The following is a 25,641-nucleotide window of genomic DNA, read 5'->3' as shown; positions in this document are numbered from 1 at the left end:
CAAGTTCAATGGAACAAAGATATAAATTCTAGGCGAAAATTTCACCGTTCCCGGAAAATAAATATTTCATTTTTTCCATCCATGTAGTGCGCAATGTTATTTGCTGTGTTGATCTGAGAAATCTCCCTTGCTTATAGCAACACGCTCTGCAAGTAAATTAGAAAGTACTTCATTAACAGTCCATTCTATTGAAGTTTCTGTAACTACTGCTTTTAGAACATTATTAACTCTTACTTTTTTAAGATTTTCAATAAATATATTCATCTTTGCAGGTGGTATTGAGTTAAATATTATAGCTCTTTCCTTTCTTCCATCTTCACATTCTGAGTTTATATTATTATCTAATACATCTTTAATAACTGTATTACCATTTTTACTATTTAAAATTATTTGATCTCTAATTCCTAAAATCATGGCACAGTTTTTAATCTTTTGTAACTCTTTTCCTCCTAAATTACAAACTAATATACAAGCTCTTCCATCTCTTGCATTGTTATCTTTTATATCTAATTTATCAAATGACATATGTACTCCTCCAATTTTCCTTATCAATCTTTTTAATAAAATTATAACCTAATTATAGCATAAAATTCTTTCATTTAATATTTAAATAATAATAATTATTATTTAATACTTAAAATAAGTTTTATTAATATAATATAATTTTATGTAGAACACTTGTTCGTATATTATTTTTAATATATACTTATACTAAATAATATAGAAAAACTACTTTCTTAATAAAAAGTAGTTTTGCATTATAAATCAAAAATATTAAAGTTGGTGAATTTATATGGAAATTTCAGAAAAACTAAGAATTTTAAGTAGTGCTGCTAAATACGATGTCTCTTGTTCATCTTCTGGTTCAAATAGAAACTCTAAAAAGGGTAGTATTGGCTCAGTAGCAACAAGTGGTATTTGTCACAGCTTTACTCCAGATGGTAGATGCATATCACTTTTAAAAATCCTTTTAACTAATTACTGTATATATGACTGTGCCTATTGTATAAACCGAGTATCAAACGATATAGAAAGAGCATCATTTACAGTAAATGAGATTGTAGATTTAACTATTAACTTTTATAGACGAAATTATATAGAAGGCTTATTTTTAAGCTCTGCTATAATAAAAAATGCTAATTTTACTATGGAGCGCTTAACAGAGGTAGTTGAAAAATTAAGAAACGAATATAATTTTAGAGGTTATATTCACTTAAAAGCTATTCCTGGTGCTGATGAAGAACTTATAAAGAAAGCTGGTTCTTTAGTAGATAGAATGAGTGTTAATTTAGAATTACCTTCTTCTCAATCATTAAAACTACTTGCTCCTCAAAAAAATAAAGATGAAATTTTTAGACCTATGAAACTTATTAAAAATAATATAATTGCTAATAAGTATGAATATAAAAAATTTAAAAATTCCTCTCTTTTTGTTCCTGGAGGTCAAAGTACCCAACTTATAGTTGGCGCTACAAAAGAAAGTGACTTAAATATTCTTAATTTATCTGAAAATCTTTATAATAAATTTGATTTAAAAAGAGTTTATTATTCTGCATATGTTCCAGTTAATCAGGATAAAAATCTTCCTGTACTAAAAACACCTCCAACTTTAAGAGAGCATAGATTATATCAAGGTGATTGGCTATTAAGAGTTTATGGATTTAAAGCCTCTGAGTTATTATCTAAAGAAAAACCTAATTTAGATATTAATTTTGATCCTAAAACTAATTGGGCTTTAAATAATATTCACTTATTTCCTGTTGAAATAAACAAAGCCCCATATGAAATGTTAATACGTGTTCCGGGAATAGGCATTAGAGGTGCTAGAAAAATTATTAGCGCACGTAGAATTAATTCTCTAACTTTCATAGATTTAAAAAAACTTGGTATAGTAATAAAAAGAGCTCAATACTTTATTACTTGTGGTGGTAAATATTTTGGTTGTGTTCCTTTAGATAATGAAAAAATTAAAAAAGCTCTTACTCCTAAAATAGACCTAAACTTATTAGAAGAAGATTCTGAGCAAATAAGTTTTTTTGATAATGAAATAAATAAAATTTTATTACCTTATGGAACTACATTAACTAATGGATTGTCTGGCGATAAAAAACTACTTTTACTAAATGATAAAACCACTTCTTATACTGGAGAGATATAGTTATGATTGAATTTTTATATGATGGATCTTTAGAAGGATTATTTACTGCTATTTTCTATGCCTATCCTTGCAAAGATAATTGTACTATAAATAAGCTTGAAAATTATATACCTTCCTTATTAAATGAAATAAGAGAAATTACTACTGAATATGATAAATTTAAAAGAGTGTATAATAGCATAATTCAGAAACTTAATGGTAAAGTTTTAAATAATGTATATTATTTATATCTTAGTGAAATTGATGGTGTAGAAAACATAATACTTGATTATTTGAGGCTCTGTTATAAATACGGCACTAATATAAATTTAGCTAAAAACAATGATACTATTATGTTAGTAGATAAATACTATAAAAAGGTAGTTCAAGAAGCTCATATGTTTACTGGATTTGTACGTTTTAAAGAAATTGCTCCTTTAAGCTTTTATGCTCAAATAGAGCCTGTTTATAATATTTTACCTATAATACTTAATCACTTTACCCTTAGATTTTCTGATCAAAATTTTATTATTCATGATTTAAAACGTGAAAAAGCTATTCTATATAATAAAAAGGATTCAATAATTACAGATTTATCTAAAGATGAAGGATATATATTTTCTAATCTTAATATAGATAAAAACTTTGAAAATCTATGGAAAACATTTTATAAATCTATAAACATTAAAGAAAGAGAAAACCCTAAACTACGTAATCAACATATGCCTAAGAGATATTGGAAACACTTAACTGAACTTTAAAACTAGATTGCAATTGCAATCTAGTTTCCTCCTATATTTTTATATAAATCATCTTTATCTATATTAAATCTTATATAATTCTTATCTTTCATTTTTGGAGATATACTTGTCCATTTTATATATTCATTAAATGGGTTATCAGTACTATTTTCTTCTAACCAAATCATTAAATTTGAGTCAATATTTATCCCACTTGATAATATTGTATCTGTATTATTGCATAAAAGAATTCTTCCTATTAATTTAATTGACTCTAAATCTAGTATAGAGTTAGCTTTACTACTTTGATTGCATTTATAACTTAGCATGCTACTTATTTCTTTAGGAATATCTAAAAGAGCTTTTCCCGATTTAACTGCATACCACCATCCCCCTAATAATGATACATAATGATTTTTAATTGATATAAAGCAACTATCTACTGTTATTCCATTATGAGTTAATCCATTATAATTAATAAAACATACAATACTATATAGTGAATTCATAATATAATTCATTTCATTTAATGATATTTTTCCTTTACAATATATCAACAAATCTTTTAATAAAACTGAATCTTCATCTTTTATAACTACTATTCCTATTTCTCCAGATATCATTCTAAAACTTTCTTTTACTTGTGGTAAATATTTATTAAATTCCTTTTTCATATCGTCATTAGTATATTTTATACTATTTATTTTATTTATAGCATTAAGAGCCATTCTTTCATATTTTTCATCAATTAAATATAATACTAAATCATTACCTATATACATTTTTCCTAATTCAAATGTATGACTAATTCTAAAATTCATCTTATAATACTTTCCATTTGTACATTTTAATTTTATAAATCCAGGCTGGCTCCAAACTCCCTTAATAATATTTTCTTCAGCTTCTTTATATAGGCTATTTATCTTTTTAGTAATTTCAATATAATCATTACCTTTCCCATTTAAATCTGGATGATATATTTTCATAAGCTCAACATATTTATTTTTTATATCTTCAATATCATCTGTAAATAATTCATAAGGATATTTAATTTTTTTTATTTCATCTATACTTAACATTCATCCTCACCAACCTATAAGTAATTTTTAATAATTTATATTTATGATTCTATAAGAAATATTATGTAATTTTAAATAAATATATTTTCAATTATTTTCCAATTTGTTATAATATAATATATGTTATGTAAATAACTATTCCTATGTTAGAGATTGGAGTGTTTTTAGTGGAAAAAGAATTAAAATTCAAAATATACAATAAACTCTTAAATAAATGCTTTAAAGTAACTAGAATAGATTATATGGATGAGGTTATCTATTATTTTGATAGAGAGAAAGATGATGAAGATATAGTATCATTTCAAGATTCAGTACTTTTAATGCCTACAGGAATTTATGATTCTTCTGGTCGTGAAATTTTTGAAGGTGATGTTATAAGTTATCAAGAAAATAGCTTTACTTATAAAAAAACTGCTGAAATAATATATGAAGATGGTTGCTTTATGACAAGACAACTATTTCCTAAAAATTTAGAGCTTAAAGCTCAAAAAGAAAATCTTATTGTTGATGACTTTAAAGATTTATTATGTGTTGCCACATCATCTGTCTGTAAACCAATTAAAATTATTGGTAATGTTTTTACTTATAAGTTAAGTAAAAATAATGGTAAAATAAAAATAGAAGTTTAATAGAACTTCTATTTTCTTATAAAAAATAGGATATCAAATATACTACGATATCCTATTTCAATATTTAAATTTCTTTATTATACTTCCATAATTATTGGTACAATTATAGGTTTTCTCTTAGTTTTACTATATATAAATGGTCCAACATCATTTCTAATATTATTTTTTATCTCTGACCATTTAAATATGTTTTTATCTATTGATGTTTGTATACTATCATAAGATATTTCTTTTATTTGATTTACTAGTTCTTCTGATTCCCTTACGTATATAAATCCTCTTGTAACAATATCTGGTCCTGAAACTATAGAACGACTCTCTTTTTCTATGGCTACAATAATATTTATAATACCGTCCTTTGATAAGTTCTTTCTATCTCTTAAAACTATATTACCAACATCTCCAATACCAATACCATCAACTAAAACATTTCCTGCTTGAACTTTACCACTTATACAAGCAGACTTTCTATTTAAAGTTAATACATCACCATTTTCTAAAATAAATGCTTTCTCTTTTTGTAAACCTACTTCTTCTGCTATTAATATGTGTTTTCTTAAATGTTTATATTCACCATGTACTGGTACAAAATATTTAGGTTTTAAAATTGACTGTAATAATTTTAACTCTTGTTCACAAGCATGACCTGATACGTGAATTTCCTCTATTGATTTATAAATAACCTTAGCACCCTTTTGTGTTAATTCATTTATAACTTTTGATACTGCTTTTTCATTTCCTGGAATAGGATTTGCCGATATAATTATCATATCATCTTTTTCTATTTGAATATTTTTATGTGTAGATGATGCCATTCTAGTAAGAGCCGACATAGGTTCCCCTTGGCTTCCTGTTGTTACAATTGTTATTTGGTTGCTGTTATATAACTTTAAATCTTTTAAGTCAATTAGCAAATCTTCTGGCATATCTAAATATCCAAGTTTTATTGCAACCTCTGATATTTTCTCCATACTTCTTCCACTAAAAGCAATTTTTCTTCCATACTTAATAGATGAGTTTATTATTTGTTGTAACCTATGAATATTTGAAGCAAATGTTGCTACAATTATTCTTCCAGTTCCTTTACTAAATAAATTATCTAATGTTTCTCCTACTGTCTTTTCTGACATTGTATATCCTGGATGACATGCATTAGTACTATCAGCCATAAGTAATAATACACCTTGTTTTCCTATCTTAGCTAATCTTTGTAAATCTATTACGTTACCATCAACTGGGGTAAAATCTACTTTAATATCTCCAGTATGAACTACTATTCCTAATGGAGTATGAATAGCTAATGCACAACTATCTGCAATACTATGGTTTGTTCTTATAAATTCTATTTTTAATTTATCTAAAGCTATAGTATCTCCTGGTTTAACTACATTTAATTCTACTATATCAAGCATTTTATGTTCTTCTAATTTACTTTGAATTAAACCTATTGTTAAATTAGTTGCATAAATTGGAGCATTAATTTGATTTAATATATATGGTATTGCCCCTATATGATCTTCATGTCCATGAGTTATGAAAAATCCTTTTACTCTTTCTTTATTATTAACTAAATATGTTACATCTGGAATTACAACATCTATTCCATACATTTCCGAATCTGGGAAAGTCATTCCACAGTCTACAACTATTATTTCTTCACCATATTCTATTACTGTTATATTCTTTCCAACTTCACCTAGTCCACCTAATGGTATAACTTTTATCTTCTTTTTACTTTCCATGAAAATCCTCCATATTATCTATCTTAATCTATTTCTCTATTTTTTTGCATGAAAACAAAAGTTGTTTTAAATCAACTCATTTATAATTAAATATTATTTTATAATTCAATAGGTTCAATTCTTTTAACTAAACTAACATCTCTTATAAATTCATTAACTTAACATTGCATTTACAATATTTAACATCTGCTTATGTTAATTTACTTATTGCCTAATGGTGCTAAGCTTATTTAAATATAATTTTTATATAATAATTATAAAACAACTTAAATAAATACATATAAAATCTATTATATATATTCATTTAACTTTTTTTATATTTATAAGTCATTATAAACAATTTCCCACTTTTTTTCAACTCTAATAACTAAATCCTTCATTGTCTCTTGAATGCCGTGATGACGAAAATTAATGATATTATCACTAAGAATTATGTAATTTGCGTTAATAATTTAATTACAATATTCTCTCCAAATAATATCATTAATTTTTCTTTATCACTAACATTAAAGCTTAAATCTATAATTTTTGTATAACCAAATTAAAAGCTAACTACTAATTATTTCGTTTTGCTTTCTATGTTTTATGCCATTAAATTAATTCTAATAATTTTAAAACGTGAGTTGCAATTTTTCTTTCTTTTCCTTTGTATGGATATGAATGTATGTGTATTGCAGGATTAAAATTTAATTCTATTATTGCATAACTAGTATTTTCATCCTTATAATCTTCAAGCATCATATCTACACCACAAATTTTAGCACCTGCAGCTTTTGCTGCATTTACTGCTATATCTTTAAACTTTTGTGGAATATCATCAGTGTAATCTACGCTATCTCCACCAGTGCTAATATTTGAATTTTCTCTTAGATATACTATTTCGTCCTTTTTAGGTACATAATCAAAATTCTTTCCTTGTTGTTTTAAGAATAACTCAGCATTTTCTTCTAATCTTATTTTTTCAAGAGGTGTTACATAACCCTTACCACGTAATGGATCTTCATTCTTAACTTCAACTAATTCTTTTATAGATTTTTCTCCATCACCAATAACATTAGCTGGAACTCTATGTAAAATTCCCACTACTTCATCATTTATAACTAAAAATCTATATTCCTTTCCTTTAATAAATTCTTCTATAAGAACTGTATTATCATTTTTAAATGCTATTTCAAAAGCATGAATTATATCTTCTAAATTTGTGCCCTCTGGGAAAATATTTATTCCTATACCAAAGTTAGTACTCTTTGGTTTTATTACGATAGGCTTATTAATATAGTTACGTGCTTTTATTTTTGCATCTTCTATATTGTTAAATTCCTCACCCTTTGGAACCTTAACTCCTTTTTCTGCTAAAACCTTTTTAGTTACAGTTTTATTTTCCATAATTAATACAGAAACATAAGTATCTTTAGATGTTTTAGTTGCCTGTTTTACATACTCTATTTTTTCATCTTTTTTAAGGGATATAAAATTCTCACTTCTATCAACTACATTTACAGTAATACCTCTTTTAATAGATTCCTTCATTAAAATTTGAGTTGATAGTTCTAAATCTTCATATCCTTCTAGCTTAAATCTATTTTTATATGCAGATTCTTTATATCCTTTAGCTAAACTTAAAAATGTATTAATATATCCCTCTTCATTTATTTTTTGGGTTATTTTATATGCATAAGTTAATTTACTATCTTTAACTTTATCAATCATATCTTTAATTACATCTTCAAATCCTAAATTTAATTCATTATTAATACCCATAACTTCATTAAGTATTTCTAATCCAAAATCTATTCTATTTATACATTTTCCATCATGTTTTAATTCTATATTATCAATTCCATGTACTGCTATTAATTGTTGATTTTCTAAAGCTTCTTCTTGCCAATTTTCAAACTCACTTTCTTCTTTAGTTAATAAATAAATATTAAATACTTGTAAAAATCTTAAATCAGCTAAACTTATTCCGCCTTTTTCAAAAGGATTAATATCAATTGTTCTATACTCTAAATATTTTATTCCCTCATTAAGTAATGACTCTTTAAAATTCTTTGTATTACTTGGTTTTAATCTTACTTGACTATATAATTCTTTATGACTTTCTATTATCTCATCTTTAATATATCCATCTATACTTTCTATATACTCATTAACACTATTATAACTAGGAAATAAATCCACCTTATTTTTATATCCACACTTTCCATTTCTATGAGATATTGCTCCTAGGCTACTATATTCATTATTACTAACTTTTTTTAATGGGCATTTACAACTATCAACAAAGCTTTCATGTACAACTGGAGCTGCTCCAAGAAGATATACTATAAGCCATCTAAATCTTAAGTAGTTTCTAGCAACCTTTAAATATATGCTATTTTTAAACTCTTTATAAGATAAATTTTTCTCACTATCTTCATATAATTTCTCAATTATAGATTCATTAAAAGAAAAATTATAATGAATTCCCGATATAAGCTGCTTTTTACCTCCATACTTAAGCAATAACTTCTCTCTATACTCTTGTGATTCTTTACTATGATCAGCAAATTTAGCTACTGGAATATCTTTATCATCTGGTATTATACATGGCATTGATTCTGGCCATAGATATTCATCTCCAATTTCCATTGCAACTATATCATATAATGCCCTTGTAAAATTATATGCCTCTTTAACATCTGGTAATGCTGGTGTTATAACTTCTATTTGACTCTCTGAAAAATCTGTTGTAATGTATGGATTATGTGCTTTATCTCCAAATTCTTCTGGGTGATCACTTTTGGCTAAATACCCATTCTCATCTAATCTTAAAGTTTCTCTTTCAATACCAAAGTTTCCACTTAAAATTTCTTTACTAGAAAATAATTTTTTTATTTTATTTAACATCTTTATAATTTCTCCTTATCTTTATTAGATATATAAAATAGGCTGCTAATCCTTTTAATATACTTGAAATAGCTATGCTCCACCATACCCCATTAATTCCAAGACTCTTCATAAGTATTAAAGCCATTGGAATTCTTAAAAGAGTAAAAACAACACTAATTATAGCTGGTATTTTTGGCATTCCTAAACCGGTAAATAATCCATTTGATACCATTTCTATTGTACTAAAGCTCTGAGAAAATGCAACTGCTTGTAAATAACCACCAGCTATTAAAATGGTATTTTCCTCTCTAATAAACAGTTTTATAATTGGCTCTTTAAAGACAATAAAAATTATAGACATAATTATTGAATAAATAATTCCTAATAATAATGCAGTATAATATCCTTGCTTTATTCTTTTAAATTTATTAGCACCAAAATTTTGACCTGTAAAACTTGATATTGCTCCATTTAATCCACCAATAACCATATAGGTTATTGATTCAATTTGTAAACCTATTTTTTGTGCTGCAATTGAATTTGTCCCAAATATAGCAATTATCTTAGCTAAAATTATATTAACTATTGTAAATAGTATTCTTTGAAATGCCATAGGAAAACCTAGTCTTACAATGTCTAGTATTTTTTCTTTATCAACTCCTATGCTCTTATCATAATGTAATATTCCATTTGATTTTATTTTATATAATACAAACATTACTATATTTGATATTAATGTTGCTACTGCTGCACCTAAAACCCCTAACTTAAATACATAAATAAATACTGGATCTAAAATTATATTCATTATCATTCCTATAGCATTTATCTTAAAGGAATCTCCATTATTTCCAAAACTACTAAATATTCTTGTATATAGAGAATTGAAAAATGCAAAAAATAAAATTGGTGCATTTATAGCTAAGTAATAATATGAATTTCTTTCTACAAACTCATTATTAAGACTTAAAAATGAAATAAAACTTCTTCCTAAAACTATTAAAGTTAACGCATATATTATTGCTATAATAAAATTTATTGCTATTCCTGAATTAATATATTGCTTTACTTCCTTATTATCCTTTCGTCCAATAGCATGTGAAACCTTTATTCCTGTTCCTATAACAACTAATGAATTAATGGAATATCCTAATCCAATAAAAAAACTTGATGATCCTATACTTGCTACAGAATCACTTCCTAATCCACCTACCCATAGCATATCTATTAAGTTATAAGTAAATTGCAATAATGAACTTCCCATAATAGGTAGTGCTAAAGCTGTAAGTACATTAATAACTTTTCCTTGTGTTAAGTCATTTTTTTTCATATATTCTCCTTAAAATTATTTTTAGTTATTTAATAATAAATAATACTTACCATTTAATCATTAAATATAGATACTTATCTATGTTTAATATAGTTTTTTATTTTTCACTTGTCAACATTCATAGTACTTTCAAATAAATAATTTTAGTAACTTACTTTAATTTTTATATTAAAAAGCAAAAATGATCTCATAACAGGTAAATTTATTATGAGACCATTTTTATTAATTTAACAATCACAGTCACTGCTTTTTTCTATTATTAACTCTTTATTACTTAACATTAGCTCATTTAAAAATCTTATTAGCTCATTTGCATTATCTTTATTTAAGCTATAATAGTTCCAAGTTCCTTCTTTTCTAGAATCAACTAATCCACACTCCATTAGTACCTTCATATGATGAGATAATGTTGGTTGAGTAAATTTAAAGTGTTCTAATAATCTACAAGCACATCTCTCACCACAAGATAATATATGAATAATTTGTAATCTATTAGAATCGCTTAATGCTTTAAATATTTTTGCATTATTATCATATTTATTATCCATAACTCCTCCATTAAAATTACTTTAATATATTATTCCCTAAATTCTTTTCTTAAATTGCTAATTATTATTTTTCTAATATCTTCAGCTAGAGTCTTTTCTTCATCTCTTGTTAACCCTTCAGTCTCTATAGGCTTACAAAAGGTAACATTAACTGTTGATGGCTTAAATTTATTATTTTCCTCAAATGAAGTAAATGCAGCATCTATTGTTACAGGTACTATTGGCACCTTAGCTTTAATTGCTAGTTTTAAACTTCCCTTTTTAAAAGGAAGTGTTTTTCCATCTAAACTTCTAGTTCCCTCTGGGAATATCATCATTGAATAGCCATCTTTTAAATTTTTTACTCCTTCATTAATTACTCTAACAGCATCCCTTGGATTTTGCCTATCTAAAGGTATGCATTTTCCTCTTGATAACCAATAACTTAATATTGGAACCTTTAAAACCTCTTTTTTAGCTACAAATCCAACAAGCCTATCAGCTGAATAGAATATAGTTGGTATATCTAATATACTAGTATGATTTCCTATAAAAACACATGGACCATCAGGTATATTTTCTTTTCCTTTAATAACTATGTCCATTCCTATAGTTTTTACGGTAAACTTTGACCATAAATACATGCATTTAGCTGCATATTCTGTTGCTTTCTCTATCCCATACTTTCGTTTTATATGTTCATACTTAAATCCTTTTAATCTTGTATATATCATATAAAAAAAATATTTTATAGTTTTTATTATCATGTAAATCCCCCTACTATTATAGTCTTATTTATTATAACACCATTTTATATTAGGTAACAAATATTTAACTTATATTTATATTTATTCTATATAAATATATACTAATTTGTAAGTATTAATATATAAAAAAACTGTATTAATAAATTACAAAACTTTATTAATACAGTTTAAGTAAGAGCTAATTAGCAAATACCACGTATTCCCTTGATCCCTTATGAGATTCCATCCAGTCTAATAATGCTAAAGCTTTTCTCATGTGAACTTCACTTTCAACTGTTGTAGGACATTCATAAATTTCCCCATAAGCTTCTTTATATGCTGCGACTACAGCTTGTCTGCGTCCTGCTGATAATTTCATTGGGAAGCAGTCTCTACTAACTGCAACAATTCCTAATTTTACATCTGGTATATTTTAAAATTCATATATTACTTTCCAAAAGCTGCTGCCCAATCTGCCTTAAATTTTTCTAATCCTGCATCTGTTAATGGATGTTTAACCATTTGCATTACTAATGCATATGGTACTGTCGCTATATGTGCACCTGCTCTAGCTGCTTCTATAACATGAATTGGATGTCTAACACTTGCAGCAATTATTTCTGTATTTATTCCATGCACTTCAAATATTTCAGCAATTGTTCTTACAAGTTCCATGCCATCCATAGATATATCATCTACTCTTCCTAAGAATGGACTAACATAAGTTGCTCCAGCATTTGCTGCTAAAAGAGCTTGGTTAGCAGAGAAAATTAATGTTACATTAGTTTTAATTCCTTCTCTAGCTAATACCTTAACAGCTTTAAGGCCTTCAACTGTCATTGGAACTTTAACAATCATATTTTTATGAATAGCAGCAATTTCTCTACCTTCTTTTATCATTCCTTCTGCATCTTCACTTACAACTTCCCCACTTATAGGTCCATCAACTATTTCTGTTATTTCCTTTATAACTTCATTGAAATTTCTTCCCTCTTTAGCTATTAATGATGGATTTGTTGTTACTCCACAAATTACTCCCATTTCATTTGCCTCTTTAATATGTTCTACATTTGCTGTGTCTAAAAATAACTTCATTTAAAACTCTCCTTTATATTTTAATTGTTATTTAACTACTTTTTAAAATTTATTTTAAAAGTTTCTTTATAAAAAGGCAGCTTTATTTATCTGCCCTTTATCATAAAACATCCATGTTACACAGTATTACTAAGATACATATTTTAAAAACATCTTAATTTAAAAATGCTTCTAATGGAACCATTGCAGCTCCTACTAAATATGACCCCTTAAATTCTGTAACATCAATCTTACAAATCTCCTCATTAGTGAATAAATTGTCCTTATAAACAATCCTTCTTAAATACTCTATATTTTCTTTTAATAGAATATTTATATCTCCGCCTAAAACTACACAACTTGGATCTAATAACATTGTTAAATTAGAAATTCCTATACCAAGTATATTAAAATACTTTTCTAAAGCCTCATATGTAGCTTTATCTTCATTTTCAAATAAAGATATAAACTCATCTATATCATCTATTTTACCATTACTCATCTTATTATATTCTTCTAATAATGCATTAGTTGATGTATATGCTTCTAGACATCACTTAGAGCCACATTTACATGGCTTCCCACCAATCTTCTGGATTTTGTTCTGCCCACCCTGCTTGTGGTTGATATAAATCATAACCATAAGTTGCAGTTTCAATTGTATTTCCTAATTCATCGAACAAAGCAGTTTTCGTTCCTGATGTACCAATATCTAAACCTAATAAATATCTCATAATCCCCTCCACAATATATAACTCTTTTTTATCTCAATCTTTTTAAAATATTATTAAATAACTTTTTAAATGTTCTTTTATAAGTTTATTACAATACCAATTTTATACTTTTTCAATAACTTTTAAAAAGTTTTTGTATACATTTTCATTAAAAATAAAAGTAAATTACTTTTTATATATAGATTAATAAAAGTAATTTACCTACTAAAAATTTATCTTACTAATTTTCTTACTACTACACCTGTTCCTATTCCAATCATAATAACACCAAACATAATTTCAAAGCTAGCAATTATTTCAGAGAATTTTACTGGAATAGTCTCATTTGCTCCAACCCCACTAAATAAATCTATACTTAATATAAGGCCTTGCCTTAAACAATCTAGAATCCCCCTATAATCGTGTATGTTATATTTTACCAAGTATATAAAATTATCCTTAACTTCAATTCCAAATATAGAATACAAAACCCCAAATATAGCTATCATTATAAGTGAAAATACTATTGCATTAATTGGTCTCTCACCATATCCAGATGTAGCCCAATATAAATATGATCCAACCTTAGGAAAAAAATCTAAAACTTTTCTTTCTGCTTTCTTACCCAAATAATAATACTCTCCAAAATTATTATTCAAGGAATTTTCCTTAAACTTATCAGCAATAGTTTCATATGTCATATAAACACCTTCATATTCATCCCTATTCTTTTCTCTTAACTTTATTTTATCAAAAAAGGTTTTTTGATCAAATTTAGTTTTCATTTTATCAGTAAAATCTAAATCTATTATATATGTATCTATTATTTTAGCCCCACTTAAATCACAATCTTCAATTCTAATTCTTTTAAATTCTGAATTAAAAATAATTAAACTACTCATATCACTTAGATTAAAGAAAGTATTATGGATTAAACATTTATCAAATATTAAATAACTTAATATACATCCATCAAACTTTGCATAAATATTGCACTTATAAAATTCACATGAAAAATTATCAAACCTATTAAGGGAAGGTTTCTTTTCACTTTCTTCCTTAAAAAAGGTGCAATTTTCAAATAATACTCCTCCACTTTCAAAATTACACTCATTAAACTTACATCCTATAAAACTACAATCTTTAAACTTAATATTACCAAATGTGCAGTTAGTGAATATTGAACAAATAATATCACTATTCGCAATTTCAATAAATTCCTTTTCTGCTAATATCTTTCCTCCGCCAAAATGTTTATCATTAAATTCTTTAAAACTATACTCCTTATCTGGATTATATGTATTAGGAAGCTCTCTTGATTTTACTAATTGTTCAAATAAATTTTTATTATTTTCTCTCCTCTTCTTAAGTTGATTTGTTGCTTTATATCTTTCTTCCTTAAAATTAACATAGCCCATAATATCAACTCCTTTATGATATTATGGGCCATATATTATAACATTATTCTAATTTTAGCTTCTTTCAATTTTAACCTTACTTCCACCCATTCCTGCTTCTGCTGGAGTAATTAAAAGCTTAACAGGAACTCTATTCTTAATAGATTCAACATGACTTATTATTCCTACCTTTAATTTATCATTATGAATTCTTTCAAGCGAGCTCATAACAACCTCTAAAAGATTATCATCTAAAGTACCAAACCCTTCATCTAAGAAGAATAATTCAAGTGGAGCAGTTCCCTTAAGTTGAATTTCTGCTGATAATGCAAGTGCTAAAGCAAGTGATGCTAAGAAGGTTTCTCCCCCTGAAAGTGTAGAAGCATCTCTTTCAGCTCCACCATTTTTATAATCTCTAATTATAAATCTTCCATCCTCATCTACTTCTAACCCATAGTTTCCATTAGTTATTTCCTTTAACTTTTTACTAGCTTCTAGCGAAACATATTTAAGTCTAGTAGCTGCAACAAATTCAACAAACTTTTTCCCCTTAAATAATTTATCTAAATCATTTAATAATGCAAGCTTATGGTCTAACTCTTCCTTTTGCTTCAATAACCCCTTTAGCTCTATCATCTTGTCTTCTATTATCTTAAGTTCTTCTTGAAGTTTAATTTTTATTTCATTATATTCCTTAACTTTAACTTCTTTTTCTTCTTTTTCTTGTTGTATAGCAATCCATTGTTCTTCAGTTAATTCTCTATTTCCAATCTTTTTAGAAATGCTTTCAATAGCTCCCCTTATTTTTGCTAAATCATCATTATATTTATCAATTTCAACCTTTAAAGCTTCTATTTTAACCTTTTCTAAAACATTTTGTTTAACTTCATCTGCACTTAAAAACCCTTCTTCTTTTAATGCTATATCAAGCTTTTGCTTTTCTTCTTCTTTTCTTTTATAAAGTTCTTTTCCCTTTGAAGTAATACTAATTAATTTAGAGTTACACTCTTCATAAATTTTATCTGCTTCTTCTTTTGACTTTTCTGTAAAAATATAATTGTCTTCAATTATTTTTATTTCTTTTTGAACTTTATTTAATATTTCTTCTATATTATCTATATCCTTAACTTTACTTTTTATTTTTAATAAATTTTCTTCTCTAACTTTATTTTTTTCATCTAAAGTTGTATTAATTTTAGCTAATTCCTGATTAGTATCATTTAAGTTATTTTTTGCAACTTCTTTCTCTGTGTTTAATTCATCTATTCTATTTCTATAGCTTTTTATAGTTTTTTCTATTTCTTCTCTTTCATTTTCAATTTTATTTATTTCAGCATTTTTAGTTATAAAATCTTCAACCTTAGTTTTTTCTTTAAGAAAATTTAATTTTTCTTCAACTTGCTGCAAATTTTCCTCTTGCTTCTTTTTATCTTCTAACAATTCATTTATTGTATTTTCATTACTATTAATTTTAGTTTCTAATTGTGTATGTTTAAGTTTTAAATTATTACATTCTTCTCTTAAATTCTTTATTCTATTTTCAAGCTCTTCCTTTTTAATATTGTAATCATTTATCTTAGATTTTAATTCGTTCATTTTCACTTGAAGATTAAGTACTACTTCTTCATTAAAATCTTCACCTAAATCGCTAATTATTGATTCACTTTCTTTTATTTTTTCCTTTGCAATACTTAACTTAGCTTCTATGTCCCTTATACTATTAAGTACAATAATAGATAGTTTTTCTTTTAAATCTATACTTTTTTCTAGATTAGTATCATCCTTAATATCTACATGCTTAATTTTTTCCTTATGATGTTCAACTGAACCACAAACCGGACAAATATCTCCTTCATTTAATTCTTCTCTTAATTTATGAGCTAGATTTTCTCTTTCTATTTCAAGTATCTCTATTTTTATTTTTTTAATTTCATTTTCTAAATTAATATACTCTTCTTTTTTAGGCTCTAAATCTTTGCTTAATACTTCAATAGCATCTTTATTTTTTAATAATTCTTCATTTGACCTTTTAAATATATCTAGCTTACCTTTAAGTTCAGAGTATTTTTCTTGCATATCAAATAAATCATTTTGATTTCCTGGGCAATTTTTAATTAATTTTTCTAAAGCTCTTTCATTTTCTATCAATAAATTATTTTTCTTATCTAATTCAAGCTTTAATAATTGTTTTTCTTCTAAATATTTTTTTACTTCGCCTTTATTAGCTTCTATTTTTACTTTATACTCATTAACTACCTTAAATAAATTATTATAATCTCTGGTAATACCTACCCCTTCTTGAACATTTTCTTTTAACTCTCTTTCAATATTTAAAGTATCTCTGTATTCTTCCTTTTCTTTTAATAGCTCATTTCCCTTTTTTAATCTCTTTTCACAATCAATTACTTTTTCATTATTTTCTTTATTCTTTTTAAGTAATTCATCTGCTCTTTTATTAATTTCTTTAATTTGATTTTCTAAATCAATTAAAGCCTTTTTATCATTTATTGCTTCTTTTATTTTTTCTTCTTGGACCTTATATTCTGGAAGTTTACTATCTTTATTTATTCTAGCCTTACTCCACTCTTCTTCACATTTATCCTTTTTTACTTTAAGTTCTTGACATTTAACTTTAAGTTCACTTAATTCTTTTTCGGTAAAGTTAATATTTTTTAATGTTTCTTCATAAGAAATTATATATGGATTAACTTTATTTGCAGCTTCAGCATCTTTAACCTTCTCTTTAAATAAATTTATTTCCTCAGCTTTATCAATAAGCTTGCTTTCTTTAGTCTTATAATCTTTAACTTCAAGCTGCATATTCCACAACTCAGTATTTTCTTTGAAACTTTTTTCTATTGCTTTAAGTTCTTCATTAGCCTTTTCCAAATTTACAATACTTATATTTAATTCTTCTTCTTTTTCTTTTTTCTTTTCTTCACTTATATCTTCATATCCCTTAAGTTGACCTATAAGTTCACTATTTTCAGTTCTTTCTTTTGTTATTTCTTTAGATAATTTACTTGAAAGCTTATCCCCATATTCACCTAAATTGAAAAGTCTTTCTAACATTTCTCTTCTTGGTTTTCCTTCAAGCTTTAAAAACTCTGAAAACTTTCCCTGTGGCAAAACAACAGTCCTTGTAAAATCCTCTAAACTTAATCCAATTACTTCTTTACATTTATCAGTCACAGTTTTAACCTTATCAGCTAAAACCTCTTCCCCATTAGTTATATCAACTATCTTACACTTACCAGACACAGGATTTCCTGATTTTTTATCTCTTTTAAACTCTCTATTAACTAAATATCTTTTAGTTTCTGCTCCTGATATTTGAAACTCAAAGCTGACATTTAATCTATCACAATTTGTATTTATATAATTAGAGCTTTTTCTTGAAACATCACCATATAGTGCTAACGTTATACCATCTAAAATTGTAGATTTACCACTTCCTGTTGGACCAAAAATCCCAAACAATCCTCGATCAGTTAACTTTTCAAAATCTATAGTTTGTTCTTCTATAAAACTATTTAATCCTTTTATCTTAAGCTTAATTGGTCTCATTTTCATCCCCCTCTTCATTTATTAATTTTAAAAGTAAACTTACAATTTCATCATCAGCTTCTACATTTCTTTCTTTTTTATAAAACTCTCTAAATATTTCTTCAAAAGATTTCTCTTGAATAGAAATATCATTTTCATCATCATCTTGAGAATTTTGAAGCTTTGGTATTATTTCCAAAATATCCTTTTTTATTTCCTTCATCTTCTTTATTTCATCTTCTCTTATATATCTATCACACTTAATCTCTAAATAAACCCAGCAATTTCTATCCTTATTTTCTTCACATCTTTCTATTGCATCATCAATACTTTCACATTTCCAAATTTCTATGGGCTTATACACTTTAAATTCTACTTCTTTTATTTCACATTCTTCTTTTGGTTTTACATCAACAATAAAACATTTCTTATTAATATTTATTTCCTTTTTATTATAATGAAGAGGAGAACCTGAATACCTTGCCTTCTTATTGGTACCTGGTACAACCTGTGGTTTATGGACATGTCCTAAAGCTATATACTGTGCTTCTTCTGGTAAACATGACCCATTAACAATATAGCTTCCACCAAGTTGAATACTTCTTTCTGAGCCACCTTCTTCACTTCCCATAGCAAATAAATGTGATACTGCTAAATTAATAGTATCTTCTCTATAGTTTTTCTTTAAAGAATCAAATAAAGATTTTATTCTTTCTCCATAAGTTTTTAATCTATCTTCATCACTATCCATCTCTCCATAAAGAACTTCATTTAATCTCTTTTCACTTGGATATGGTACTGTTAATATTACTGCTTTTTCATTATTAATTTCTATTTCAACAACTCCTTCTCCTGAGTTAATAACTTTATGCTGTCCATATTCACCACATTGTACAATAGTTTTAGGTGTCCCAACCATTATTATTCCATGCTCCATAGCAAGTGGCCCTGCTGCAACTAATCTTTCTGGATTATCATGATTTCCTGCAATAACTAAGGTTAATCTTTCTCCATTTTTAGAAAGTTTTTTTAATGTATTATAAAACATTTTTTCAGCTCTTGCCGGTGGATTACTACTATCATAAACATCTCCTGCAATTATAACTAAATCAACTTTATTTTCTTCAACTATATCTATAAAATCTTTTAAGAATAATTCTTGCTCATCCATTCTACTTTGGCCTTCTAAGTTCTTTCCTAAATGCCAATCTCCAGTATGTAATATTCTCAAAAATATTACCTCCTTTTTTATTCCACTGTATAAATTTTATCTATTTTTAATTATACAATTAAGTAGTATATGTAATCAAACTTAAGTGATGATCTAAATCTTAGATTTAGTTATCAGAACTTACTCCTACCAATGAATGTGAGTAGTGAGTTTCCTTTAAACAAAAAAGATGATACATTTCTGCATCATCTTTTTCCTATTATCTATTTAACTTCTTTACACCAGCTTGAAGAAATTCTTGAATTATTTATATATCCTAAATAGCTATGTGCAACTTGTACTTCTAAACCATCATATTGGTCTATTTGATTATCATTTAACTTTTCTACTCTCTCATCACTTGCTAGATAAACATCCTTACTAAAAATATACTTATTCCCTTTACAAAATATCATAGTTATCACCTCATGAATGTTATTTTCATGTCATATTATACACCTTTTTACTAATATAACCATTCAAGTTGTAATTTTCAATTTTTTGAATAATTTTATTCATAAATTTTCCTATTATTCAATTTACAGAAAATAAAAAATAATTGAAATTAAACAAATTTAACTTCAATTATTTTAACTAATTATGTTTCCTCTATTTTAATAAAAATTCTCTTATTACTTTTATTTTTAATATTATATATGCAATTATACTCCCTATAATAGAGCTTAATGAAAATGGAATAACATAAACAAATAAAGCAACTTCTTTCCCTAATAAAACTGTTGCTACCGGATATGCAAGTAAAGCACCTATTATCCCTGTTCCAATAACTTCACCAATTACTGCTAATTCTATCTTTTTAAATTTCTTATATAAAAGGGCTGCTAAAAATACCCCTACCATACTACCTGGAAAGGCTAATAAACTTCCAGTACCTAAAATATTTCTAAGTAATGCTGCTACAAAGGCACAAGCAACTCCATAAACTGGACCTAAAGTTATTCCAGCAATAACATTAACAAAATGCTGTACTGGCGATGCCTTTGCTCCTAATACTGGTATAGAAAATGTTCCTAGAACTGTTGCTATAGCAATTAATATCCCACTTAATACTATTTTTTGTGTAGTTTTATCTTTATTTTTAGCTATCTCCATATTTCCTCCTTTAATATCATTAATTAAAATAAGATTATTATTTTATATTTTCTCAATCCATTTTTCACATTCTAATTTTATGTTCTCAGCTCCAAGTATTGCAGATACAACTGCATACCCATCTACATTACACTCTTTTAATTTATCAATATTACTTAGTGATAATCCTCCAATAGCTACTACTGGTAATTTAATCAATTCTTTTATTTCTTTTAATTTTTCTATAGATACAGATTTTGCATCAAGCTTAGTTCTTGTTGTAAACATAGCTCCGACACCAAGATAATCAGCCCCATTTTCTTTAGCTGTTAAAGCCTCTTCTACTGTTCTTGCTGATACTCCCACTATCTTATCTTCTCCTATAAGCTCTCTAACTTTATTGGCTGGTATATCACTTTGTCCAACATGAACACCATCAGCATCACAAAGCATTGCAATATCTACCCTATCATTAATAATAAACTTCACATTATATTTTTTAGTTAATTCTCTAAGCTTAATTGCCTTCTCTAAAAACTCTTTTCCACTGGCATTTTTTTCTCTTAGTTGAAGCATAGTTACTCCACCTTTTAATGCTTCTTCAATACTATTGTAAAAATCTCTACCTCTTAAAATATCTGAATCTGTTACTAAATAAAGTTTTAATTCTTTCATTTTTATCACCTCTTCATTTCAATGTTTATGCTGCAGTATCTTTTATACTAACTTCTTTTTTAAATCTCTTTAAAGGAATTATTGATATAAGAATCGTACATAAAATTCCTTCAACACCAGCACTAGTAAAATTATATAAAAATGAATAAAGATAAGGATTCATTCCCTCTGGTGCAAATTGTGCAAAAAATACTACCCCTGATACAAAATAGGAAAATACACTTAAAGTAACTGCAAATAATGATCCTAAAATTATTTTATATTTTTTATCACTTCCAAAAATACATGTAAATCCTAATGCCATTGGTCCAAATAAACAATCTAAGAAAAATTGTATTGGATGTATTACATAGGCTCCATTTAATAAAGATAAAAGTCCCCATATTAATCCACCTGTAACCCCAGCAGTTCTACCATATAATAATGAAAGAACCATTATTGGTAACATAGAAAATAATGTTATTCCTCCACCTTGAGGATATTTTACAAATTGGATTAACCCAAGCATAAATGATAATCCACTCATCATTGCAATTACTATCATTTTCTTAGTTGTTAAAGGATTTCTTTTCAAATCTCTAAAATATAATGCAAATATTATTACTGATATTATCCCAATAAAAATTACCATATTAATCATTCCCACCTTAACACTAAATTTATTTATTTGCCATATTCCAAAATTCCATCTCATAAAGGCTGGATTTTATAAAAATATCTTTTAGCCTTTCCTTTTCATCTTCTGATATGTTTTCACATATTTCATCAATATAATCAATCCATTCTTCAGTACATTGTCTAAATTCTTCTGAAGCATACTCCTTTATCCATGGAACATAAAAGTTTTCTTCTAGTCTATCCTTATATGTTTCATATAAATGTTTTCCGATATAGTAATAACTCCAGGTACAAGGCATTATTGTCATTGCAATATCCTTTGAATCACCTTTTAATGCAATTCCAAGCATATAATTTGTATAACTTGCAGTTGTTAACTCAACTTTATACTTTTCTACCTCATCTGTACTTAACCCAAATCCTTTTAAATAATTAACATGAACTGCAGTTTCATCATCTAAAACACCTTTTATTGATTCATGATAAAACTTCATTTCTTTCATAGTTCTAGCCTTAACTAATCCCATTGCAAAAACTTTAGCATAATCTTTTAAATATAAATAATCTTGAATTAAATAATTCTTAAACTTCTCTTTATCTAAAGTTCCTTCACCTATTCCTTTTACAAAAGGATGTTTTAAATATTCATCCCAAATCTCTTTAACTTCATCAAATAACTCTTCTGAAAACTTCATACTATTCAATCCTTCCATACTCTTTTAGTTTATCAATATTCATTTCATAAACATTATTCATAAGTTCTTCTTTAAAAGTTCCTATTGCTATATTATCTTTATCTGCTAACTCTCCACTTACTGCCATAGTAAGAACTCCCATAGCAACTACTTCTACCTTTTTGAAATTATCTCTTTCTCTACCTTCCAGACTGTTATATGCACCTAAATAACTACCTATCAAACTTCCAGTCATACAACCAGTACCTGTTACACTTTTTAATTTTGAAGTTCCATTAAATATCTTTATAACTGTATTACCATCACTAATAAAATCAACTTTTCCAGTAGCTACTACTATACATCCAAGCTTTTTAGCTACCTTTTTAATAACTTCTGATATATCTTCTCCATCATCAAAGGAATCAACACCTTGTCCTCTTACATCTAAACCACCTATAAACTTTATTTCAGCCACATTACCTTTAACAACATCAAATTTGATTTTATTTAGAAGTTTATTTGTAAAATCAGTTCTAGTTTTCGTAGCAAAAACTCCTACTGGATCTAAAATAACAGGTTTATTAAATTTATTAGCTGCTTTTCCTGCCTGTAAAAATAAATCTAATCTATTTGAATTCATAGTTCCTATATTAATAACTACAGAACTTGCAATACTTACAACTTCTTCAACCTCTTCATTTGAATAACTCATCAATGGACTTGCACCTAATGCTAAAGTTATATTGGCACAATCATTTATAGTAACTTCATTTGTATAATGAAGAACTAATGGATTTATTTCTTTTACTTTATTAATTAATTCAAGCATCTTTAACTAGTCCTTTCTTATTTTAAATTTTGAAACTTATAAAAATGATTTACTGGACCTACACCTTTTCCAATATCAAAACTTTCTCTTATTGCTTCAGTTATATATTCCTTACTTAACCTCACTGCTTCAACTACGTCATATCCTAAAGCTAAATGTGAGGTTATTGCAGAGGATAAAGTACATCCTGTTCCATGAGTATTTTTTCTATCTAATCTTTCTTGCTTATAAATTTCAAAAGTATCCTTACCTATTAATACATCGACAGCATCCCCTTGAAGATGTCCACCTTTCATCAGTACATATTTAGGACCTAATTCTAATATTTTTTCTCCAACTTCCCTCATATCATCAACAGTATTTATTTTCATACCTACTATCTCCTCAGCCTCAAGAGTATTTGGAGTTATTATATATGCCATAGGTATAAGTTCTTCAATTAAAGTTTTCTTTGCTTCTGGTTTTAGTAATGAATATCCACTTTTAGATATCATAACTGGATCTACTATTAGATACTTAGGATTATATTTTTTTAAAGTATTAACTATTGTATTAATAATCTCTGGACTAGATACCATTCCTATTTTTACTGCTGCAGGCTCTATATCCTCAAATACAACTTCTATTTGCTTTTCAATTATTTCTTTACTTAAATCTTCTACAAGAAATACTCCTTGTGTATTTTGAGCTGTTATTGCAGTTATTACACTCATTCCATAAGTTCCAATTGCACTAAATGTTTTTAAATCAGCTTGTACACCTGCCCCTCCTGATGAATCTGAACCAGCTATTGTTAATGTTGGTATTTTGTAATTTCTCATTTTTTCTTCTCCTTTGAACTCTTAAATTTAGATATATAAATAAAAAAAGCAGCTATACTCCACTGGAATATAACTGCATAATCACAAATAATATATAATTCTTTTCTACATCCTATTTAATATAAACTATTTATTATATAACAAAATTTTACACTAAAATTTGTAGATTTATTTTAAATATACATTAATAAGCTTTCCTACGCTGGTATTATCCAGATCAGGTACAAGGGTTAATAATAATTTATTTCTCAGCCTTATGGCACCCCTAGCATTTTTATTTAATTATTACATCTTAATTATATTACTTTGTATTTTATTGTCAATATTTTCTAACATTTTTCTTTTATTTCCTTAATTTTGTTTGCACTTTATTAACTTATTTATTATTATATATATTAATATTTGCATATACTAATAAAAAAATAAGGAGGTTTTTTAATGTCAAGAAGAGCTGCATTTTTTGATATAGACGGAACAATATATAGAGAAGGACTTATTACTGAAGTATTTAAAAAAATAATTAAATATGATTTAGTCGATGAAAATAAGTGGTTTAAAGAAGTAAAACCTGCTTATATTAATTGGGATAAAAGACAAGGTGATTATGATACTTATCTTTTAAAAATGGTTGATGTATATATAGAAGCTATTAAAGGATTAGATAAATATCATATAGATTATATTGCTAAAAAAGTTATTGAACAAAAAGGAGACAGAGTTTATACATTCTCAAGAGAAAGAATTAAATGGCATAAAGAAAATGGAGATATTGTTATTGCTATTTCAGGTTCTCCTATAGAACTAGTTAGAGAAATGTCTTTAAAATATCATATGGATGACTATAGAGGGACAATATATGAATTAGATAAAGATAATAAATATAATGGATATATTACTCCTATGTGGGATTCTGAAAGTAAAAAGAAGGCTATTAAGGAATTATGCGAAAAGTATGACATTGATTTAAGTAAAAGCTATGCTTATGGTGATACTGCTGGTGATTTTACAATGTTCAAGTCTGTTGGAATACCTTATGCTATGAATCCAACAAGAGAACTTATAACAAAAATTATGGATGATGAAGAATTAAAAAAGAAAATTAATATTATTGTTGAAAGAAAAGATGTAACTTATCAACTTGATGTAAACTGTCTAAATCTTTTATAAAATTAATAATTAAATTTAATT

General features: G+C 26.4%; 23 protein-coding genes, 2 pseudogenes and 1 riboswitch. Of the genes and pseudogenes, 4 read left to right on the top strand and 21 right to left on the bottom strand.

Annotation, left to right across the window (positions count from 1 at the left end):
• Positions 1-96: 96 nt before the first annotated feature.
• The gene (locus tag Q0G30_RS11305; protein WP_294389965.1) at positions 97-525 is read right to left on the bottom strand and encodes a DUF3783 domain-containing protein; all 429 of its coding nucleotides are present in this window, start codon (positions 523-525) and stop codon (positions 97-99) included.
• A 268-nt stretch (positions 526-793) separates the two neighbouring features.
• On the opposite strand from Q0G30_RS11305, the gene Q0G30_RS11300 reads away from it, so the two are divergent.
• Both Q0G30_RS11300 and Q0G30_RS11295 read left to right on the top strand, forming a co-directional pair.
• Positions 794-2,158: a putative DNA modification/repair radical SAM protein gene (locus Q0G30_RS11300; protein ID WP_294389962.1), complete on the top strand. Its 1,365-nt coding sequence runs from the start codon at positions 794-796 to the stop codon at positions 2,156-2,158.
• A 2-nt stretch (positions 2,159-2,160) separates the two neighbouring features.
• Positions 2,161-2,898 (top strand): TIGR03915 family putative DNA repair protein, encoded by a 738-nt coding sequence (locus Q0G30_RS11295; protein ID WP_294389960.1) that lies wholly within the window; start codon positions 2,161-2,163, stop codon positions 2,896-2,898.
• Positions 2,899-2,918: 20 nt separating this feature from the next.
• On the opposite strand, the gene Q0G30_RS11290 is transcribed toward Q0G30_RS11295, so the two are convergent.
• Positions 2,919-3,956: a J domain-containing protein gene (locus Q0G30_RS11290; protein ID WP_294389957.1), complete on the bottom strand. Its 1,038-nt coding sequence runs from the start codon at positions 3,954-3,956 to the stop codon at positions 2,919-2,921.
• Positions 3,957-4,123: 167 nt separating this feature from the next.
• Between Q0G30_RS11290 and Q0G30_RS11285 the strand changes: the two genes are divergently transcribed.
• Positions 4,124-4,585 (top strand): YopX family protein, encoded by a 462-nt coding sequence (locus Q0G30_RS11285; protein WP_294389955.1) that lies wholly within the window; start codon positions 4,124-4,126, stop codon positions 4,583-4,585.
• Between the two features lie 77 nt (positions 4,586-4,662).
• On the opposite strand, the gene Q0G30_RS11280 is transcribed toward Q0G30_RS11285, so the two are convergent.
• From Q0G30_RS11280 to thiD, 19 genes and pseudogenes are all read right to left on the bottom strand, one after another.
• On the bottom strand, positions 4,663-6,327 hold the full coding sequence (locus Q0G30_RS11280; protein WP_294389952.1) for a ribonuclease J: 1,665 nt from the start codon (positions 6,325-6,327) through the stop codon (positions 4,663-4,665).
• Positions 6,328-6,918: 591 nt separating this feature from the next.
• Entirely contained in the window at positions 6,919-9,216 is a 2,298-nt protein-coding gene (gshAB, locus tag Q0G30_RS11275; RefSeq protein WP_294389950.1) for a bifunctional glutamate--cysteine ligase GshA/glutathione synthetase GshB, read from the bottom strand.
• Entirely contained in the window at positions 9,206-10,528 is a 1,323-nt protein-coding gene (locus tag Q0G30_RS11270) for an MATE family efflux transporter (protein WP_221699404.1), read from the bottom strand. The genes gshAB and Q0G30_RS11270 overlap by 11 nt, the downstream gene beginning before the upstream one ends.
• A 227-nt stretch (positions 10,529-10,755) precedes the next feature.
• Entirely contained in the window at positions 10,756-11,076 is a 321-nt protein-coding gene (locus tag Q0G30_RS11265; protein WP_221699403.1) for a metalloregulator ArsR/SmtB family transcription factor, read from the bottom strand.
• A gap of 29 nt (positions 11,077-11,105) precedes the next feature.
• Positions 11,106-11,822, bottom strand: a complete 717-nt coding sequence (locus tag Q0G30_RS11260) for a lysophospholipid acyltransferase family protein (protein WP_294389947.1) — start codon at positions 11,820-11,822, stop codon at positions 11,106-11,108.
• A 178-nt stretch (positions 11,823-12,000) separates the two neighbouring features.
• Positions 12,001-12,180: a hypothetical protein gene (locus tag Q0G30_RS11255; protein WP_294389972.1), complete on the bottom strand. Its 180-nt coding sequence runs from the start codon at positions 12,178-12,180 to the stop codon at positions 12,001-12,003.
• Positions 12,181-12,248: 68 nt separating this feature from the next.
• On the bottom strand, positions 12,249-12,896 hold the full coding sequence (gene fsa, locus Q0G30_RS11250) for a fructose-6-phosphate aldolase (RefSeq protein ID WP_294389946.1): 648 nt from the start codon (positions 12,894-12,896) through the stop codon (positions 12,249-12,251).
• Between the two features lie 154 nt (positions 12,897-13,050).
• Positions 13,051-13,416, bottom strand: a pseudogene (locus Q0G30_RS11245) (ROK family protein); the annotation flags it as partial.
• A gap of 34 nt (positions 13,417-13,450) precedes the next feature.
• Positions 13,451-13,609 (bottom strand): annotated as a pseudogene (locus Q0G30_RS11240) (FGGY family carbohydrate kinase); the annotation flags it as partial.
• Positions 13,610-13,821: 212 nt separating this feature from the next.
• A complete protein-coding gene (locus tag Q0G30_RS11235) occupies positions 13,822-15,006 on the bottom strand; it encodes a pentapeptide repeat-containing protein (protein WP_294389943.1) in 1,185 nt (394 codons plus the stop codon).
• A 54-nt stretch (positions 15,007-15,060) separates the two neighbouring features.
• Complete coding sequence (locus Q0G30_RS11230; RefSeq protein WP_294389940.1) at positions 15,061-18,552, bottom strand: AAA family ATPase; 3,492 nt, start codon at positions 18,550-18,552, stop codon at positions 15,061-15,063.
• Positions 18,539-19,762 (bottom strand): exonuclease SbcCD subunit D, encoded by a 1,224-nt coding sequence (locus Q0G30_RS11225; protein ID WP_294389939.1) that lies wholly within the window; start codon positions 19,760-19,762, stop codon positions 18,539-18,541. The genes Q0G30_RS11230 and Q0G30_RS11225 overlap by 14 nt, the downstream gene beginning before the upstream one ends.
• Positions 19,763-19,965: 203 nt before the next feature.
• Positions 19,966-20,157, bottom strand: a complete 192-nt coding sequence (locus Q0G30_RS11220; RefSeq protein ID WP_204571770.1) for a hypothetical protein — start codon at positions 20,155-20,157, stop codon at positions 19,966-19,968.
• Between the two features lie 193 nt (positions 20,158-20,350).
• Entirely contained in the window at positions 20,351-20,854 is a 504-nt protein-coding gene (gene thiW, locus Q0G30_RS11215) for an energy coupling factor transporter S component ThiW (RefSeq protein WP_294389933.1), read from the bottom strand.
• Between the two features lie 42 nt (positions 20,855-20,896).
• Entirely contained in the window at positions 20,897-21,514 is a 618-nt protein-coding gene (gene thiE / locus Q0G30_RS11210) for a thiamine phosphate synthase (RefSeq protein ID WP_294389968.1), read from the bottom strand.
• A gap of 19 nt (positions 21,515-21,533) precedes the next feature.
• On the bottom strand, positions 21,534-22,148 hold the full coding sequence (gene thiT, locus Q0G30_RS11205; protein ID WP_294389930.1) for an energy-coupled thiamine transporter ThiT: 615 nt from the start codon (positions 22,146-22,148) through the stop codon (positions 21,534-21,536).
• 19 nt (positions 22,149-22,167) lie between these two features.
• Positions 22,168-22,821 carry a thiaminase II gene (gene tenA / locus Q0G30_RS11200; protein WP_204571773.1) on the bottom strand — a complete coding sequence of 218 codons (654 nt, stop codon included), beginning with the start codon at positions 22,819-22,821 and terminating at the stop codon, positions 22,168-22,170.
• Position 22,822: 1 nt separating this feature from the next.
• The gene (gene thiM / locus Q0G30_RS11195; protein ID WP_294389925.1) at positions 22,823-23,632 is read right to left on the bottom strand and encodes a hydroxyethylthiazole kinase; all 810 of its coding nucleotides are present in this window, start codon (positions 23,630-23,632) and stop codon (positions 22,823-22,825) included.
• A gap of 17 nt (positions 23,633-23,649) precedes the next feature.
• Positions 23,650-24,453 carry a bifunctional hydroxymethylpyrimidine kinase/phosphomethylpyrimidine kinase gene (gene thiD, locus Q0G30_RS11190; RefSeq protein WP_294389921.1) on the bottom strand — a complete coding sequence of 268 codons (804 nt, stop codon included), beginning with the start codon at positions 24,451-24,453 and terminating at the stop codon, positions 23,650-23,652.
• A 177-nt stretch (positions 24,454-24,630) separates the two neighbouring features.
• Positions 24,631-24,730: riboswitch (TPP riboswitch) on the bottom strand.
• 161 nt (positions 24,731-24,891) lie between these two features.
• Here thiD and Q0G30_RS11185 point away from each other — a divergent pair.
• Positions 24,892-25,620: an HAD-IB family hydrolase gene (locus tag Q0G30_RS11185; protein ID WP_133015812.1), complete on the top strand. Its 729-nt coding sequence runs from the start codon at positions 24,892-24,894 to the stop codon at positions 25,618-25,620.
• Positions 25,621-25,641 lie beyond the last annotated feature (21 nt).

Origin of the sequence: uncultured Clostridium sp., from assembly GCF_934754925.1 — a bacterium.
Lineage (GTDB): Bacteria > Bacillota > Clostridia > Clostridiales > Clostridiaceae > Clostridium.
This window is presented reverse-complemented; position numbering and strand designations above follow the sequence as displayed.